Origin of the sequence: Vibrio alfacsensis (assembly GCF_019670485.1) — a bacterium.
GTDB classification, from domain to species: domain Bacteria; phylum Pseudomonadota; class Gammaproteobacteria; order Enterobacterales; family Vibrionaceae; genus Vibrio; species Vibrio alfacsensis.
The window spans coordinates 2810204-2827620 of sequence record NZ_AP024165.1; the positions used below are offsets into that span (position 1 = coordinate 2810204).

Sequence of the window (17417 nt, forward strand, 5' to 3'; positions counted from 1 at the left end):
TTATCTCTCTTCTAGCATTTTTACGATCTGGTTGGCTACCACTTTTGCACTCTGATCGTCAGTACGAACCGTGTAATCCGCTACTTCTTCGTATAACGGGTTACGTTCGCCTGCCAATTGCTCCAATACTTCGCGAGGTTTATCTGTTTGAAGTAGTGGACGCTTCTTGTCACGGTTTGTGCGTGCAAGTTGCTTTTCGATAGTTGTTTCTAAGTAAACAACGACACCACGGGCTGAAAGGTGATTGCGGTTTTCTTTGCTCATGACAGAGCCGCCACCTGTAGCTAGCACGATGCCTTGCTCTTGAGTGAGATCTTCAAGTACAGCTTCTTCGCGTTTGCGGAAACCCTCTTCACCCTCTACATCAAAAACCCAAGAGATATCAGCACCAGTGCGTTCTTCAATCACAGTGTCTGAATCAACAAACTCCATGTGTAGTTGCTGTGCTAGATGTCTACCAATTGTACTTTTGCCGGCACCCATTGGGCCAACAAGGAAAATATTACGTTTCTCAGCCATATTCAGCGGTATTTTACAACGTTAATTCAATAAAATCGCCACAAGTAAACACAGCCGAACCGCTGTTATACAAGGCTCGTGGCACCAATTCCTCACAGATATTTCGTGATAAGACCCGAAATTATCCAAGCATGGTGCCACTAATGCAACTTTATTTTTGATCTATTCACATTTTCATCGGCCAAACACTACTGAATTACGACCTTTGGCGTCACGAAAATCAACAACTCACTTTTGCCTACTTTTTCATAACTTCGGCGAAAAAGCGCGCCAAGCAAGGGTAAATCACCAAGTAAAGGGACTTTGTCAACGGCATTACTGAGGCTATGTTGGAAAATACCACCCAATACCACCGTTTCACCATTATTGACCAAAACTTGAGTGCCAATTCTCTGAGTATCAATTGCAACCGCTTCTCCCGTGCCTGTTTTCACCACTTGACCAGGTCGGTCTTGAGTCACACTCAAATCCAACACTAAGCGATTATCTGGCGTTATCTGAGGCGTAACTTTTAAACTCAATACTGCTTTTTTAAATGTCACCGACGTCGCCCCACTTGATGACGATTCTAAATACGGGATTTCCGTTCCCTGCTCAATATAAGCGGGTTTCTTATTGGTGGTGATCAACCGTGGACTCGAGATAATTTCTGCTTTTGACTCCTGCTGCAAGGCAGACAACTCTAAATCAAGCAAAGTCCCTGCCCCTAGTTTTGCCACTTGAAAAGCAAGACTAGTGGCACTTGGGTTGGTCGCCGCCAGGTTAACGTTAAGAAAATCATCAATACCAACACCACCATCATATAAACCGAGTGTGGCGAGATTATTTTCAATCGAGCCTCCAACCGTTGAACTGCCATTTATACTTGTAAAACCCCAACGAACCCCTAGCTCATCCAAGTTCCCCTCATTAATGGTGACAATGCGAGCTTCAATCTGTACTTGTTTCACGGGAATGTCTAACGCTTCTATAATTTCGCGAATGACTTCAATGTTCTCTGGTAATTCTCGCACCAACAATGAATTCGTGCGCTCATCAACGGTCATACTTCCTCGCTCAGAAAGCATGCTGATATTACCCTCACCATTGATCATTTCCGCAACGTCCGAGGCTTTTGCAAAATTCACTTTGATGATCTCAGAGGAAAGCTCTCCTATTTCTTGCTCAAGCTTTTGCTTTTCAAGACGCTGCTTTTCTCTTAGCTCCAGTTCATCTAATGGGGCAATCAAAATAACATTGCCATCAACCCGTTTATCCAATCCTTTCACTTGCAAAATGATATCTAACACTTGTGGCCAAGGTACGTCATCTAAGCGTAACGTCAGATTACCCGACACAGAATCCGATACCACGAGATTGAAATCGTTATAGTCAGCAATTAACTGCAATACATTTCGCACCGGAATATCTTGAAAATTGATAGAGATTAAACGCCCTTTATTCTTCAAAATGTTCTGGCTTTGTGCTTGCTTAGTTGACTTTTCTTTCACCACTGTCACTTCTAACCAGCGTCCTGACAGGCGATAGTCATAGCGGTATTCATCGGTCGTATAGGCCAACAAACGCGTGGCCGAATGATAACGAGAAACGTCAATTTGCTTAATGACGGTAGAGAAATCTCTCACGTCCAAAAGGTGCAGTTGGTTATCACTGACCGAAGTATTAAGCAGCTCAATACTTAACCCATCTCTTTCACGTTGTATATCAACCACGACAGACGATGACGTTAGCTCAATCATGATCACCGCTTCTGTATTGTTATCTGCACGGAAGTCTATCGATTTTAATTCATTCGGTGGTGACGCCTTTGCTCTCCCCTCTGATGCAAAAAACATAAATAGCCACACAGAGAAAAAACCAACCACCATCCTTGGTGTACGTATTGATCCTTTATTCACTTTCATTATTCGTTTAAACACCCATGTTGTTACTTCAACGCTAATGTCACTTTGCGCTTTTTCCAGCACCCCAATCCATCCGGCAAGGTTTCATTTATTAACAAATGATCACTCGAGATAGACGTGACGAAACCATTGTTTTGACCAATATACTCCCCAGTCTGAACTCGATATACCTTACCGCTCGGCACTTGAATAAGCCCTGACATTTGTGCTCCCATCCCAATCACACCTTTTAAACGCAATCTTTCTAATGGGAAATGCTCCAATTGCTCCGACGATGCTCTTGATGTCGGTTGCCAACAGTCTAGCGTTGCCATCGGTTGTGTCACCGAGTGCACCTCTTTAGGTAGAGCGAAAGGCGTACGGCGCACTGACGCTTTATAGGGTACGACTTGATACGCTGTGGCAGGTTTAAGTTTAATCACGTCATCGCGAACCTGGCTTTCAACATCACGAATGAAGTCAATTAACGATTCATCGTTAGCTTGACAACCGAGCAATAGCACGCTGACTAGCACCACTACGTTATTTTTCATTTTTCTTGTCTTCAGACTTGAGTTGGTAGGTATTCGCTTTAATACGAAAGTGCAATGACTCACTTTCTTGACTCACTCGCTGCCAAATTACATCCTGAAAAACAATAATTCGGGGTAATGCCGCCATCGCTTGAGTAAAACGTCCAATATCATGAAAATCCCCGGTTAACTCGAGTTCAAGAGGCAGTCGATAAAAAAAGTGCTCAACCTGCTTTTGCCCCCAATCCATTCGAGTGAACTTAAGGTTGCTGTCGATACCAAGCTGATTGATTGATGCCAACATGGTAGCTAGCTCTCTTTCTGCGGGTAATTGCAGTAACAACTGCTCATATCGCGAGGTCAACTCATCGACTTGTGATTGCAATTGAGGCAAGGCTGCAGCCCTATTCGCTTTGATTTGAAATTCTGTTCGCAGGGATTGCTCCTTTTGAACAAGATCGTTAAGCCGCTGATTCTCGGGTTTCAAATAAAACCAATAGCAAACGATCTGAAACACAAAAATAAAGATCAATATTGCGACGCTCTGAGCCTGTATTGGCCATTCAAACATCTCATCCACATCCAAGTCTTGCCAATTAACCATGATGTAGACTTCCTGCCCCTTGCGCTTCCCGTAATCGAAAAGAGACATTAAATTGTTGGAATGATCTCCCAAAGCGTGATTTTCCATGAACAATAGAATGCATATCTACTTCATAAAGCTTTGCTGATCGCTCCATATTATCGAGCATCGTCGCCAGATGGGATGTGCTATCTGCAATCCCAGAAAGCTCAACGTAATAGTGATTGATTTTAATCTTATCGACATAAACCCCCTCAGGGATCACCGAGGGGATAAGATTCATAAACGCCGTCGTTTTGCTTCGTCCTCGCTGTAATTGGTCAACAACATTTAATCGCTGCAGAACTTGGCGATGCTCTTGCTCCGCAATTTTCATCGCTTCAATCCGCTGATCAAAAAGCGTAATGTGATTTGAGAGATAATCTAGACGCTTTTGCTGCTCAGCTTGTTGAGCCTGTAAATACTGATTTCCTCCCCACTGAATGATCGCCGCAATCATTACGCCAAAAACAGCGAGGCTAACAAAACGGTGACGATGCGCCTTACGTTGATGCTCGCGCCATGGCAACAAATTAATGCGATACAACATTGCCATGCTCCAACCAATGAATACCTCGAATCGCGAGGCCCGCAGCAGCAGTAAACTGGTGCGATTGAACAGCCTTATGCTTATGCAGTGACGCCTTCAATGTAAACAACTCGAACGGGTTGAGTGTTTCACATTCCATGCTCAATTGACTCGATAACGCTCTCTTTAATTGGGGTGTGACAAAACCGTCACCTGTAATCCAGATACCGGTAATATTGAGAGAACCATTGAAAGAAGCATAAAGCTGCAGTTGACGCTGAACTCGCTCAATCAGAGCTTGCTCTTGGTGTGATTCATCCACCTGTAAACAAGCACCTTTCTGATATACTGATGGCGTTTTTTCAGACCATGAACTTGATGAGAACTCTTTGTGAAATAATTCACCCTGTTCAGTAAACATTGTGAACGATGATTTAACGTTGCCGACATTGAGCAAGCAGTAGGTACTTTTCTCTGGAAAATGCTCCGTCGCGAGCTTCCACATATGACCTAAGCTTTGTGATGCCACCTCTACTAACACAGGCTTTAACCCTGATTGTTGTAAAGCATCGACTCGAGAATCAACAACGTCCTTACGAGTAGCAAATACTTGATAATGTTCAAGTCCATCCGTTTTATTCTTCACATCATCTAAAACAAAATCTAAACTAAGCTCTTGTAAGGGGAAAGGTGATTGATGAGCGAAAACTTGCATGACCGCATAGTCTCGTTCACTGCTATCTAACCCTGGATCTATTTGCAGTTTTTTGCTGATCACGGCATTTTCTGGCACCGAAATCGCGACACGTTTAGCCCCGAAAGGCAGTGCTTTTTTTATCTCTTTAAGTGTCTTTACAATTTCTTGATGATTTATGGTGTTATTTTCAGCGACAATACATTCTTTCAATATTATTTCTTTGTAGTCCAGTACCGCGTAATGGCGACCACTAGGCTTAAGTACCACGGCTTTGAGACTGTTATGGCCTATGTCGATGCCAGTAACGACGAGTTTGTCCATTGCTACTCTCGCTCCGAATTTTCTTCGTGCAAAGGTTGTGATTAGCATTTAAATAAGAGTTAATATCTCTATGTGCTAAATTTTGACCAAAGAGTACAAGGGTTTGTCATCCTACAGCCTCAACCAATCAGGGATTCTCCGGTGAAGTTCATAAAGCGTTTATTATTTTTAACATTGTTTTGCATAATTCTTGGAGTCATCACGATTTTCGGCTTCTATCAATACGTAAAGCCTGAATTACCAGATGTTGCAACACTAAAAAATGTTGAATTACAAACACCTATGCAGGTTTTCAGCCAAGACAATAAGTTAATTGCTCAATTCGGTGAGAAGCGTCGAATTCCTGTTACCTACGATGAGATCCCACAGGATTTGATTCATGCTCTGATCGCAACCGAAGATAGCCGTTTCTATGAGCACCCTGGTATTGACCCTATTGGCATCACTCGTGCTGCGATTGTCGTTGCTCTATCGGGCTCTGCCAAGCAAGGTGCGAGTACCATCACCCAACAACTTGCGCGTAACTTCTTCCTATCTAACGAAAAGAAGATCATGCGAAAGGTTAAAGAGATCTTTATCGCTATTCATATCGAGCAACTTCTGACTAAGCAAGAAATCATGGAGCTGTACGTAAATAAGATCTTCCTCGGCTACCGTTCATACGGTTTCGGCGCGGCAGCACAAGTCTACTTTGGTAAGAGTTTAAACGAGTTAACTCTGAGCGAGATTGCAACGCTCGCGGGTATGCCAAAAGCCCCTTCAACAATGAACCCTATCTACTCACTAGAACGCGCAACCAACCGCCGCAATGTCGTTCTGATGCGTATGCTCGATGAAAAATACATCACCCAAGAACAATACGACCAAGCTCGTTCAGAGCCAATTGAAGCTCGCTACCACAGTGCTGAAATTGAACTTTCGGCACCGTATGTTGCGGAACTCGCTCGTTCATGGGCAGTAAAAGAGTACGGTGAGGAGCAGGCTTACACTTCTGGCCTGAACATTTACATGACCGTCAACTCTAAACTTCAAGATGCCGCAAACGCGGCGGCAATCAATAACCTACTCGCTTACGATGAACGTCACGGCTACCGTGGAGCAGAGAAAGTGCTATGGAAGAAAGGTGAAGCAGCTTGGGATGTCGAACAGATTGAAAATCACCTTAAAAAGCAACCGACTTACGGTGAACTTTCTCCTGCAGTAGTCACAAAGGTCGACGAAAAAAGTGCTCAAGTATTAGTGAAGAACAACGATGAGCAAACTATCGCATGGACAGGCATGAACTGGGCTCGCAAGTTCTTAACCGATGAACGTCAGGGACCGGCGCCTAAATCGGCCAAACAAATTCTTGAGCCGGGCCAACAAGTCTGGGTACGTGAAATCACGACAACCGATAAAGACGGCCACACCATTCATAGCTGGAACTTAAGCCAAGTACCGAATGCAAACACCGCCTTTATCGCAATGAATCCAGAAAATGGTGCGGTACTCTCTCTTGTTGGTGGCTTCAACTTTGTTCACAGTAAGTTTAACCGTGCGACGATGTCTGTGCGTCAGGTTGGGTCAAGTATTAAGCCTTTCATTTACTCAGCAGCATTAAATAAAGGTCTAACATTGGCATCACTTGTCAATGATGCACCGATTAACAAATGGGATGCGGGTTCTGGCTCTGCATGGCGTCCAAAGAACTCTCCACCAACTTACATTGGTCCAACTCGCCTTCGCATTGGCTTGGCACAATCGAAAAACGTAATGGCTGTGCGTACGTTGCGTGAAGTAGGCCTAGATGAAACTCGTCAGTTCTTAACTCGTTTCGGGTTTGATATTAATGAGGTTCCTCGCTCAGAAACTATCGCATTAGGTGCAGGTAGCTTAACACCAATGAAAGTGGCGCAAGGTTACTCTGTCTTTGCGAATGGCGGTTACTATGTTGAACCTTACTACATTGACCACGTTCAGAGCGCGTTTGGTGAAGTGTTGTTTAAAGCAAATCCAAAAACAATTTGTCAGCATAACTGTCCACAAATGCCGACGGTTGAAGAAGACAAGTTTGCTGCAGAATTTGGTGAGCAAGATGTTCCTTTAGAAACCGTAGATGTAGACACAGCTTCCAACGATGAAGAGCCACGCTACGCTCCACAAGTCATTTCACAGCAGAATGCTTTCTTAATGCGTGAAATGATGTACAGCAATATCTGGGGTGGTGGTAGCTGGCGTGATGGTACTGGTTGGAATGGTACCGGCTGGCGAGCTCAAAAACTGGATCGTCGAGATATCGGCGGCAAGACGGGGACAACTAACGACTCTAAAGATACTTGGTACAACGGGTATGGACCTGGCATTGTGGCCATCTCATGGGTAGGTTTCGATGACCACTCTCGCACACTAGGTCGCACAACCGTAAACAGTAACTTAGGAAAAGGGCAAATCTCCGGTGCGGAGTCTGGTGCAAAAACTGCGGAGCCCGCATGGATTGACTTTATGCATGCCGCATTAGAGGGCGTTCCTCAGCGCAGCAAAGAAGTACCTGATGATATTGTTCGTGTTCGTATCGATCGTAATAGCGGTCTTCTCACTCACAAAGTGGATGGTTCTTCGATGTTTGAGTACTTCGAAAAAGGGACAGAGCCAACGGAGTATGTCGGAAATAACCTCGAAGACAGTATTTACTCGACTGGTGGTGGCAGCACTGAAGAGCTGTTCTAACACGGAAAATAAAATGGGGAGCCAGATTGGCTCCCCATTTTTTATTCGAATTGTCTTAAACTCAAATCAAATTATGCAGCAACAGATGTCTGCTGTTCATCAAGAATGCTCTTTATCTTAGCCGCTAAAGCTTCAAAACGAGCTCGCAGTGGCGACCCCGGACGATAGGCTAAAACAATACTTCTTGATGGTACTGGGTTCACCGCTGGTAAATAACACACGCCATCTTTTTGCTTCTCGTGAGGAACAGATAACTGTGGCAAAAGTGTGATACCGGCACCTGCTGCAACCATATTGCGTAATGTTTCTAGGCTCGTCGCTCTAAAGCGTTCATCATCTTTTGCGCCAGCAGCAAAGCAAAAGCCTAATGCCTGATCACGCAGACAATGCCCATCTCCCAGAGACAACACCGTTTTCCCATTTAGCTCTAACATATCGATATGGTCTAACGTCGCCCATTCATGATCGCATGGAACCGCGACACTAAGCGGCTCGTTATAGACCTCGATCTCCTTAAATGGCTCAGTCTCAGGTACTGACGCTAAAACAAGGCAGTCTAACTTCCCCTCTTCCAACTGACGTACCAATTGATGCGTTTGAGCTTCATGTAGAAATAGCTCCAAATCAGGAAACTCATCTTTTAATTGAGGCACAATTTTAGGCAATAAATAAGGGCCGACAGTAGGAATAAAGCCAATGTGCATTGGGCCATTCATAGTACCACTTTGACCGCTTGCCATATCTTTAAAGGTTTTTACTTCGCTTAAGATGCATTTGGCCTGATCCACCAATTGAAGACCTGAATCAGTGAATAGGACGCGTCGGCTACTTCGTTCTAAAAGTGCCGTTCCTAACTCATCTTCAAGCTTGCGAATTTGCCCACTTAAAGTTGGTTGACTAACAAAACAGGCTTCCGCTGCCTTTCGAAAATGCTTGTGCTCCGCAAGCGCTACCAAGTATTCAAAATCTCGAATATTCATAACGTACGATTCGCTTCTTTTTTGGCGATAGAAATAATCTATCAAAACCATAGCATTAAACGATTAGAGCTATCAAAGTTTTTTTTCAATAATGAGGGCAATAAAGCGAAACATAGCGCTAAAAAACGATAAGCTCTACTCGGACTATTTACAAATTGAAAAAGGAAATCATCATGTTTGCATCAAAAGAAGGTCAAGCAGTTCCACAAGTCACTTTCCCAACACGTAAAGGTGACGCATGGGTAAACGTAACAACGGACGAACTATTCAAAGATAAAACCGTTATCGTATTCAGCTTGCCGGGTGCATTTACTCCGACGTGTTCATCAAGCCATCTACCTCGCTACAATGAATTGTTCTCTGTATTCCAAGATCACGGCGTTGATGAAATTCTATGTGTATCTGTCAACGACACATTCGTGATGAATGCATGGAAAGCCGATCAAGAAGCAGAAAACATCACATTTATCCCAGATGGTAATGGTGATTTTACCGATGGTATGGGTATGCTGATTGAGAAAAACGACTTAGGCTTTGGCAAACGCTCATGGCGTTACAGTATGCTTGTGAAAAATGGCGTGGTAGAAAAAATGTTTATTGAGCCAAACGAGCCAGGCGACCCGTTCAAAGTCTCTGATGCCGACACTATGTTGAATTACATTGCACCGGGACACAAAGAGCAAGAGTCTATCACTGTATTCACTAAGCCAGGCTGTCCTTTCTGTATGAAAGCGAAACAAAACCTAATCGACAAAGGTTTAAACTACGAAGAAGTCGTACTAGGTAAAGATGCAACAACAGTCAGCTTACGAGCTATCTCTGGCCGTTCGACAGTGCCTCAAGTATTTATCGGTGGTAAACATATCGGCGGTAGCGAAGAGCTAGAAGCGTACTTGGGATAAGCAGCCTATACAGGGATGGGTGAAGTGTCATGAGTGCGACTGGATGAACTCCATTTAACCTGTCACCGACCAACAAAAAGAGCCTCGTCATGAACGAGGCTCTTTTTTGCTTGCTCTGCTTACGCAGTCATCATTGCGTAACGACTGACTAACACGATTGCAGTTAACCCGATAGTGAAGAAACCACCAGCAAGACCAAGCGCTACTTTAAGTTCTGTCGACATTATACTTTTTCCCATTTTAGGCTGACAACGAACCATACATCAGTTACGTGCTACAAAAGTTTATCCAAGCTAATTTTCCATTTTTGATTTCATCACTCTGCTCGTTCTGGCTTTGCAACAGTCTGCGGCGTTATAAGTATCTGCTGCGCTATAACAGCCACAATAAGCCAATGATCAACGTCTACGTAGGAAAAGCGCATTTACCTTTCTAATGGGTATATAATTCGAAACAAATAGAGAGCTAGAGGCGTGTTATGTCTTGTCGTAGCTGCCAAGAACATTGGTTTTGGAAAAAGATTGGCCGTTGTCAGCGATGTATGGATCAACTGACGGTACTTTCCGTCCTATGTTGGGTCGTATGGTGGTTTGTATTTCAAGATGATCCACATAGCATTGAGTCGATCGCCCTGATCTTTGCTGGTTTTGCTTTCAATGGTTTACTGTTCTTACATCTATGGATGCGTTTTGTCATCCTGCCATGGCAACGTCGTCAAAAAAAGACGAACAACCGAAAGGGACGTAAAAATACACATCGTTCAGATGACAAGTAAGCGTCAGAGAACAGGTTAGTGTCAAAGATCTAGTAAAACGCTCAATAGAAAAAAGCCCCAAAACCAATATCGGTTTTGGGGCTCTCTTAGATTCTTCTAAGAAAAAGCAGTGGTACTTTAATAGACCGGGCTTCTTCTCAAAGGTTCCGTCTTTTTTTATGATTTTTTTAATCAATAACTCAATACGAGAAAAATCATAGAGCTAGGCAACAAAACTTTTTTGGATTACTTGCTCAACTAAATTGATCTCCAAAGCAACTTCATCACATGCATGCTGACGTGGGCACTGATCACAATCTTTCAGTACTTTCTCTGGCAGCAATGACTTTGAAGTTGGTAAGAAACTCTGCTTCATAAAGAACTCTGGCGTACGGGTGAGCACAAAGACTTTCTTAATCGCCATCTGACGTGCTTTCTCAACTAGGTAGTTCACGATAGCACTTCCCTGCCCTTGCCCTTGCCACCCAGCCTCAATGCCCAAAGAGCGAATCTCAGCTAACCCTGAGTCGTATACATACAAAGATGCACAACCAGTAACTTCTCCGTGGTGCTCGGCAACAGCGAAAGAGCCAATATCACGCACCAATTCGTTGCGTGAACGAGGTAGGTTTTCCCCCATGTTCGCCCAGTATGCCACCATACCCTCTAATGTTTCGATATCGGTTAAACGAGCAGGACGTACTTTAATCGAAGAAGTATCACGTTGAGACAAACGTTTGTCCGCTTGATCGACAGCGTAAGCCACTTGCTGTGGCGCGACACCACCAAGTGCACATCGCTTCTCTAGACACGAGTCAATGGTCAGAATGTCATACACATCCGCTTCAATCACTTCAGAGAAAGCTTTCAGCTCGTCAATCGACAACTCTTCCAACGCACAACCTTTCGCAATCGCACCAACTACGGCAACGCCAACGATATGGTGCGCTTCACGGAATGGGATGCCTTTCGCCACTAGGTAATCCGCCAGTTCGGTAGAGTTTGCGTAACCTTGTTTCGCCGCTTCTAGCGTACGCTCACCATTGACCTTAATACCATCAAAACACAGTGCCGCCATTTCCATGCAGTCGTTCCATGTATCAAGCGCATCAAACAAACCTTCTTTGTCTTCTTGCATGTCTTTGTTGTAAGCCAATGGTAACGCTTTAACCGTCATCATCATGCCAGCCAATGCGCCGTACACACGACCTGTCTTACCACGGATAAGTTCTAGTGCATCAGGGTTTTTCTTCTGTGGCATCAGAGAAGAGCCCGATGTCACCGTGTCTGCCAATTCAATGAAGTTAGATTCACCCGAATTGTAGAAGATCATGTCTTCTGCTAAACGCGAAAGGTGCAACATCGAGATAGACGCCACAGACATCAATTCCATCACATGGTCACGATCGGAAACTGAATCCAATGAGTTACGCGTTGCGCGATGGAAACCGAGATTGTGAGCTAACTCTTCACGGTCAATTGGGTAAGCGGTGCCCGCAAGCGCCCCAGAACCAAGTGGACACGTATCCAAACGCTTAAGTGCATCACTCAGACGCGAGTAGTCACGTTCAAACATTTCGACATAAGCCAAACACCAGTGAGCAAACGTCACAGGCTGAGCACGTTGCAAGTGCGTGTAGCCCGGAAACACCGTTCCTTGATGTTGCTTAGCGACGCCTACCATTTGTGCTTGTAAACGATCAAGCGCAATCAACAGTTGTTGACCTTGCTGACGGCACCAAAGTTTCAAGTCCGTTGCTACTTGGTCATTACGAGAACGGCCTGTATGTAGCTTTTTACCCAAATCCCCGACTTTGTTAATCAACTGCTGCTCAACCCAAGAGTGGATATCTTCCGCATCCGAACGCAGGATTTGCTGAGGGTTTTCCATCACTTCCAGTTTGAGCTCATTCAGTGCTAACTCAAGTTTTTGCTGCTCTTCTGCGGATAACACGTCAACAGAAAGTAAGGCTTTAGACCACGCAATGGAACCGACGATGTCTTGTTCTGCTAATCGGTAATCGAAACGCAATGAATCGTTGAAGTCTTTAAATCTGGTGTCTGCCGCTTGGGTAAATCTTCCGCCCCATAATGCCATTGCGTCTCTCCTGATGACTATTGCTTACGCTAACGTGCTATTCATTAAGTGTTGACCAAACAACTGATCATTTGCTCACTTTTTGTTATGTTTCAACGTTACGATAATCACAGCAAAAAATAAAGTATAAATTCATTATTTTTACATACTTATTCACGACTTTTGTCATTATGCGCACCGTATTAGCAAAATAAAAAAGACCTGCCCAACATGGACAGGTCTTTTTGTTCTAACGTTTTTAAATTAATTTATTTTTTCTGACTATTCAAAGCACGGATACGGCTGGATAATGAATAGAGACGAATAAAGCCTTCTGCATGACTTTGGTCATAAACTTCGTCCGCACCAAAAGTTGCAAACTCTTCAGAATACAAGCTGTTATCTGAACGTTTTTGCGTAACCGTCGCGTGGCCTTTGTAGAGTTTCACAACTACTTCACCATTTACGTCCTGAGCTAGTTCCTCTGATGCCGCAAGAATTGATTTGCATAGTGGCGTAAACCAGCGACCGTCGTACACAAGGTGAGATGCTTTTAAGCCCAGCTCTTCACGGAACTCAAATGACGTTTTATCCAGTACAAGTTGCTCTACCGAACGTAGTGCTTCCATCATGATAGTGCCGCCCGGAGTTTCATAACAACCACGTGACTTCATACCAACCAAACGGTTTTCGACGATATCAATGCGGCCGACGCCGTGCTTAGCACCTTTTTCGTTTAGGTAAACCAGCGCGTTGTATGGCGTCATGGCTTCACCATCGACTTCAACGATTTCACCTTTCGCAACTTTAAGCGAGACATACTCGGCTTCATTCGGAGCTTGTTCAGGGTCGACTGTCCACGCCCAGCAATCTTCATTTGGCGCATTCCAAGTATCTTCTAGAACCCCGCCTTCCGTTGAGATGTGCCACGCGTTTGCATCACGCGAGTAAATCTTAGTTAAAGATGCTGAGCAAGGGATGTTACGCTCTGCTAAGTAATCCAAACACTCTTCACGGCTCACCAAATCCCACTCACGCCAAGGAGCGATAACATGCAGATCCGGTGCTAATGCTGCAAATGCACCTTCAAAGCGTACTTGGTCGTTACCTTTACCCGTACAGCCATGACATAACGCATCTGCACCGACTTTACGTGCGACTTCTACCTGCGCTTTGGCAATAATTGGACGCGCCATAGAAGTGCCCAGTAGGTATTTACCCTCATAGTAAGCACCGGTTTTTAATGTCGGGTAAATGTAGTCCGCGACCATCTCTTCCTTCAGGTCTGCGATGTAACACTCAGAAGCACCGGAAGCTTTTGCTTTTGCTTCAATGCCCTCTAGCTCTTCTGCACCTTGACCTACATCGGCGACAAAAGCGACTACCTCACAATCGTAGTTCTCTTTTAACCACGGGATGATGACTGATGTATCGAGACCGCCTGAGTATGCGACTACTACTTTCTTTACGTTCACTTTGCTCATGTTTATTCTCCAAACTTATCTGGCGCTGCGCTCGGCGGTCAGTGCCAACCACTTCCTAATGTTCAATTCTTTAACTGGTTTGCTTCTGCTCTATTGCGGCAGAAATTGCGTTCCGATACTTTCACCCGCGAATAGCTGGGTCAGTTTCTCTGGGTAACGCCATGTCGCGACTTCGATAGGACGACCAAGATCATTGGCAGCCTCCAAAGCGGCTTTAACTTTGACGATCATACCGTCGGTGATCACTTGCCCTTTGATCAATGCATCGGCTTCTTGCTCAGATAGCGTTTTGATCAAGTGACCTTTGCCATCGAGTACACCACTCACATCAGAAAGAAGCACTAACTCCGCATCTAACGCACCGGCGACTGCAACCGCGGCTTGGTCAGCATTCACATTCATCATCTGACCTTTATCTGTCAGGCCAATTGAGCTGATGATCGGCAGTGCACCTGCGTTTAGCACCGCTTGTAAAAGGGTTGAATCACCTGGTGATGCTTTACCTACAGCGCCTAGATCTGGGTCAAGTTCTTCAACATGACATAATCCACCATCGGCGAGACTAAGACCCACTGCATTCAGACCATCCGCAATCGCTTGACCTTGAAGCAATTTGTTTGCTGTGCCTGCAAGCGCACCTGCAATCACAGGAATTTGCTCATAAGGCGTCACACGAAGACCGTTTTTCTTTACGGTTTCAAGCTGAAGCTTTGCCATCAACTCATCAACTAGGTAGCCACCGCCATGAACGATGGCGATTTGTCGCTGTGCCGACTTTTGGTAAACCGCAATGGCACCAAACAGTTGGCTTAAGGTTTGAGTGCAAGATAGAGCTGCACCACCGAGCTTAATGACTAAAGGAGCTTGATTGGTTTGCGTCATCGCATTTCCCTCTTTCAACGACTACAGCAACGCTGTCAGTTCTGGGTAACCGTAATGAATATTGAGACATTGCATCGCTTGACTCGATGCACCTTTAAGTAGGTTGTCGATCGCCGAAATCACAATGATGTGTTCGCCTTGTACCTTCCAGCCAATATCGCAGAAAGGGGTATTTTCGACATCCTGAATACGTGGAATACCATCGCCTTTAAGACGAACCGCTGGCTTGCCTTGATAAGCTTGTTCAAACGCTTGTGCCACTTGTGCTTCCGTCACGCCTTGTGCCAACTTCATCGTGATCGTGGCAAGAATACCGCGCTTAAAGTTGCCTAGGTGTGGCGTGAAAATCACATCGCACCCCAAGTGCTGAGCAATCTCTGGTTGATGACGATGATTAAAGACACTATAAGGTTGCAGGCTCACTTCGCAGAAACTGTTAACCATAGAGGCTTTGCGCCCAGCACCTGATACACCGCTGGTTGCGTTGATCACAGGCCATTGGTTGGTATCCAGTAATGCCTGTTCTAATAAAGGTTTGATTGCGAGCTGTGAAGCGGTTGGGTAGCAACCTGCTACTGCAATCAATGGAGTGGTTTTTATCGGTTCTTGGTTCCACTCTGCTAAGCCGTACGCTGCTTTATCTAGCCAGTTGTTATATTGATGTTCGAAGCCATAAAAGGTGTCATAGAAATGCTCGCTCTTAACACGAAATGCGCCCGATAAATCGAACACCTGACAGCCCGCTTCTAAGAAAATGGGCGCTAAGTCGTGGCTCACTTCATGTGCCGTTGCCAAAAAGATTACATCAGAACCTTGAGCGACTTGCTTAGGGTCGGTCAGTGGCAATACTGGCATATCAATCACCCCTGCCAGCTTACCGTGCAACTGCGCAATATTCTTTCCTGCATCTACGCTATTGGCGGAAACGTATAAACCTGATAGCGTGAGTTCAGGGTGTTTATTGACCATTAAAGCCAGCTCTGCGCCGGTGTAGCCGCTGGCTCCGATAATCGTGGTTTTTAGCATTACATGACATCCATATACTTAAAGCTGAAAATGACTATTCATATTTAAATTTTGCTTTATTTTGATTTTTTATTCATTAAATATGATTTAATATGTGTTTTACATTTTTGTGCTCTGTCTGTCAATAGGAGAATGGAAGAATCCATGCAATTACCAAGTTTTCTAGAGGTCTATGAAGGACTGATCAGCACCTCTTCGATCAGCTCAACCGATCCAAGCTGGGATCAAGGCAATGCCAAAGTGATCGAGAAGCTAGCTTCTTGGTTTAAAGATCTTGGCTTCAGCGTTGAAGTAATCGAAGTGGAACCAGGCAAACACAATATGATCGCACGTATGGGCGAAGGTGAAGGCGGTCTACTTCTGGCAGGTCACAGCGATACCGTGCCATTTGATGAAGGACGCTGGAGTTTTGATCCACATAAGCTGACCGAGAAAGACAACCGCTTTTACGGTTTGGGTACGGCCGATATGAAAGGCTTCTTTGCGTTTATTTATGAAGCGGTAAAGAAAGTCGATTGGAGTAAACAGACCAAACCACTTTACGTATTAGCAACCTGTGATGAAGAAACCACCATGCTGGGTGCGCGTCATTTCACTGAGAGTGCGCCTTTTAAGCCGGATTACTGCATCATTGGTGAACCCACCAGCCTAGTACCGATTCGTGGTCACAAAGGACACGTAGCAAATGCCATTCGAGTAACGGGTAAATCTGGTCACTCATCCGATCCTGCTTTAGGCGTCAATGCGATTGAGATCATGCATGAAGTCATGTTCGCAATGATGCAACTGCGCGACAAGCTAGTAAAAGAATATCACCATCCGGGTTTTGCCATTCCAAGCCCTACCCTAAACCTGGGTCATATTCATGGTGGCGACAGCGCAAACCGCATTTGTGGTTGCTGTGAACTGCACTACGATGTTCGCCCTCTTCCTGGTATTAGCCTTGACGGCTTAGAGAACATGCTGCGTAACGCATTGAAAGAAGTAGAGGCGAAATGGCCTGGACGCATCGAAATCATTCCTCTGCATGAACCTATCCCAGGTTACGAGTGTCAACATGATCACCCATTCATCGGCGGTGTGGAAGAGATCTGCCAAACAAGCTCGGAAACCGTCAACTACTGCACAGAAGCGCCTTTTCTACAGCAATTATGCCCAACGTTAGTACTTGGCCCAGGCTCTATCGATCAAGCCCACCAGCCAGATGAGTTTTTATCATTCGACTTTATCGACCCAACCATTGATGTGTTGTCCCGCGCCATGGTCAAATATTGTTGTTAGTCGCATTTTGAATAATCTTCTCCATGCAGCTCCTTCGAGCTGCATTTATCTTTTCGTTACCTCAACTTTCTAGCACGCTATATCCCTCTTTTTACACGCTATTTTGTAATTTATTTTCACTTAGCTTCAACTAGCTAACGTAATTTTGCTCTAAATCAGGATAGAGACGGAATAATTACAAAGTTACTCGGCTTTATTTGACTACAACTGGTGCTTTTCGC

General features: G+C 44.8%; 15 protein-coding genes. 4 read left to right on the plus strand and 11 right to left on the minus strand.

Annotation, left to right across the window (positions count from 1 at the left end):
- From aroK to pilM, 6 genes are all read right to left on the minus strand, one after another.
- Window positions 1-519 carry a shikimate kinase AroK gene (aroK, locus tag VA249_RS12945; RefSeq protein ID WP_099080818.1) on the minus strand — a complete coding sequence of 173 codons (519 nt, stop codon included), beginning with the start codon at window positions 517-519 and terminating at the stop codon, window positions 1-3.
- A 188-nt stretch (window positions 520-707) separates the two neighbouring features.
- The gene (locus VA249_RS12950; RefSeq protein WP_420864276.1) at window positions 708-2387 is read right to left on the minus strand and encodes a type IV pilus secretin PilQ; all 1680 of its coding nucleotides are present in this window, start codon (window positions 2385-2387) and stop codon (window positions 708-710) included.
- Between the two features lie 59 nt (window positions 2388-2446).
- Entirely contained in the window at window positions 2447-2956 is a 510-nt protein-coding gene (locus VA249_RS12955) for a pilus assembly protein PilP (RefSeq protein WP_221068217.1), read from the minus strand.
- Window positions 2946-3539: a type IV pilus inner membrane component PilO gene (locus tag VA249_RS12960; RefSeq protein WP_221068218.1), complete on the minus strand. Its 594-nt coding sequence runs from the start codon at window positions 3537-3539 to the stop codon at window positions 2946-2948. Before VA249_RS12960 ends, VA249_RS12955 begins: the two co-directional genes overlap by 11 nt.
- The gene (locus VA249_RS12965) at window positions 3532-4107 is read right to left on the minus strand and encodes a PilN domain-containing protein (protein ID WP_221068219.1); all 576 of its coding nucleotides are present in this window, start codon (window positions 4105-4107) and stop codon (window positions 3532-3534) included. The genes VA249_RS12960 and VA249_RS12965 overlap by 8 nt, the downstream gene beginning before the upstream one ends.
- Complete coding sequence (gene pilM / locus VA249_RS12970; protein ID WP_221068220.1) at window positions 4091-5104, minus strand: type IV pilus biogenesis protein PilM; 1014 nt, start codon at window positions 5102-5104, stop codon at window positions 4091-4093. The genes VA249_RS12965 and pilM overlap by 17 nt, the downstream gene beginning before the upstream one ends.
- Window positions 5105-5245: 141 nt before the next feature.
- Between pilM and VA249_RS12975 the strand changes: the two genes are divergently transcribed.
- Window positions 5246-7810 carry a penicillin-binding protein 1A gene (locus tag VA249_RS12975; RefSeq protein WP_221068221.1) on the plus strand — a complete coding sequence of 855 codons (2565 nt, stop codon included), beginning with the start codon at window positions 5246-5248 and terminating at the stop codon, window positions 7808-7810.
- Window positions 7811-7881: 71 nt separating this feature from the next.
- Here the strand turns inward: VA249_RS12975 and oxyR are convergent, their stop codons facing one another.
- Window positions 7882-8790 carry a DNA-binding transcriptional regulator OxyR gene (gene oxyR / locus VA249_RS12980; RefSeq protein ID WP_221068222.1) on the minus strand — a complete coding sequence of 303 codons (909 nt, stop codon included), beginning with the start codon at window positions 8788-8790 and terminating at the stop codon, window positions 7882-7884.
- 173 nt (window positions 8791-8963) lie between these two features.
- On the opposite strand from oxyR, the gene VA249_RS12985 reads away from it, so the two are divergent.
- Window positions 8964-9692 carry a glutathione peroxidase gene (locus VA249_RS12985; protein ID WP_128810014.1) on the plus strand — a complete coding sequence of 243 codons (729 nt, stop codon included), beginning with the start codon at window positions 8964-8966 and terminating at the stop codon, window positions 9690-9692.
- 478 nt (window positions 9693-10170) lie between these two features.
- Window positions 10171-10467, plus strand: coding sequence for a DUF3624 domain-containing protein (locus VA249_RS12990; protein ID WP_221068223.1), 297 nt, complete (start codon window positions 10171-10173; stop codon window positions 10465-10467).
- 202 nt (window positions 10468-10669) lie between these two features.
- Here the strand turns inward: VA249_RS12990 and argH are convergent, their stop codons facing one another.
- The 4 genes from argH to argC form a co-directional block, all read right to left on the minus strand.
- The gene (gene argH / locus VA249_RS12995; protein WP_221068224.1) at window positions 10670-12544 is read right to left on the minus strand and encodes an argininosuccinate lyase; all 1875 of its coding nucleotides are present in this window, start codon (window positions 12542-12544) and stop codon (window positions 10670-10672) included.
- 248 nt (window positions 12545-12792) lie between these two features.
- Window positions 12793-14007 carry an argininosuccinate synthase gene (locus tag VA249_RS13000; RefSeq protein WP_221068225.1) on the minus strand — a complete coding sequence of 405 codons (1215 nt, stop codon included), beginning with the start codon at window positions 14005-14007 and terminating at the stop codon, window positions 12793-12795.
- A 90-nt stretch (window positions 14008-14097) separates the two neighbouring features.
- The gene (gene argB / locus VA249_RS13005) at window positions 14098-14889 is read right to left on the minus strand and encodes an acetylglutamate kinase (protein ID WP_221068226.1); all 792 of its coding nucleotides are present in this window, start codon (window positions 14887-14889) and stop codon (window positions 14098-14100) included.
- 21 nt (window positions 14890-14910) lie between these two features.
- Window positions 14911-15915 carry an N-acetyl-gamma-glutamyl-phosphate reductase gene (gene argC / locus VA249_RS13010; protein ID WP_221068227.1) on the minus strand — a complete coding sequence of 335 codons (1005 nt, stop codon included), beginning with the start codon at window positions 15913-15915 and terminating at the stop codon, window positions 14911-14913.
- Between the two features lie 144 nt (window positions 15916-16059).
- On the opposite strand from argC, the gene argE reads away from it, so the two are divergent.
- Window positions 16060-17196, plus strand: coding sequence for an acetylornithine deacetylase (argE, locus tag VA249_RS13015; protein WP_128810008.1), 1137 nt, complete (start codon window positions 16060-16062; stop codon window positions 17194-17196).
- Window positions 17197-17417 lie beyond the last annotated feature (221 nt).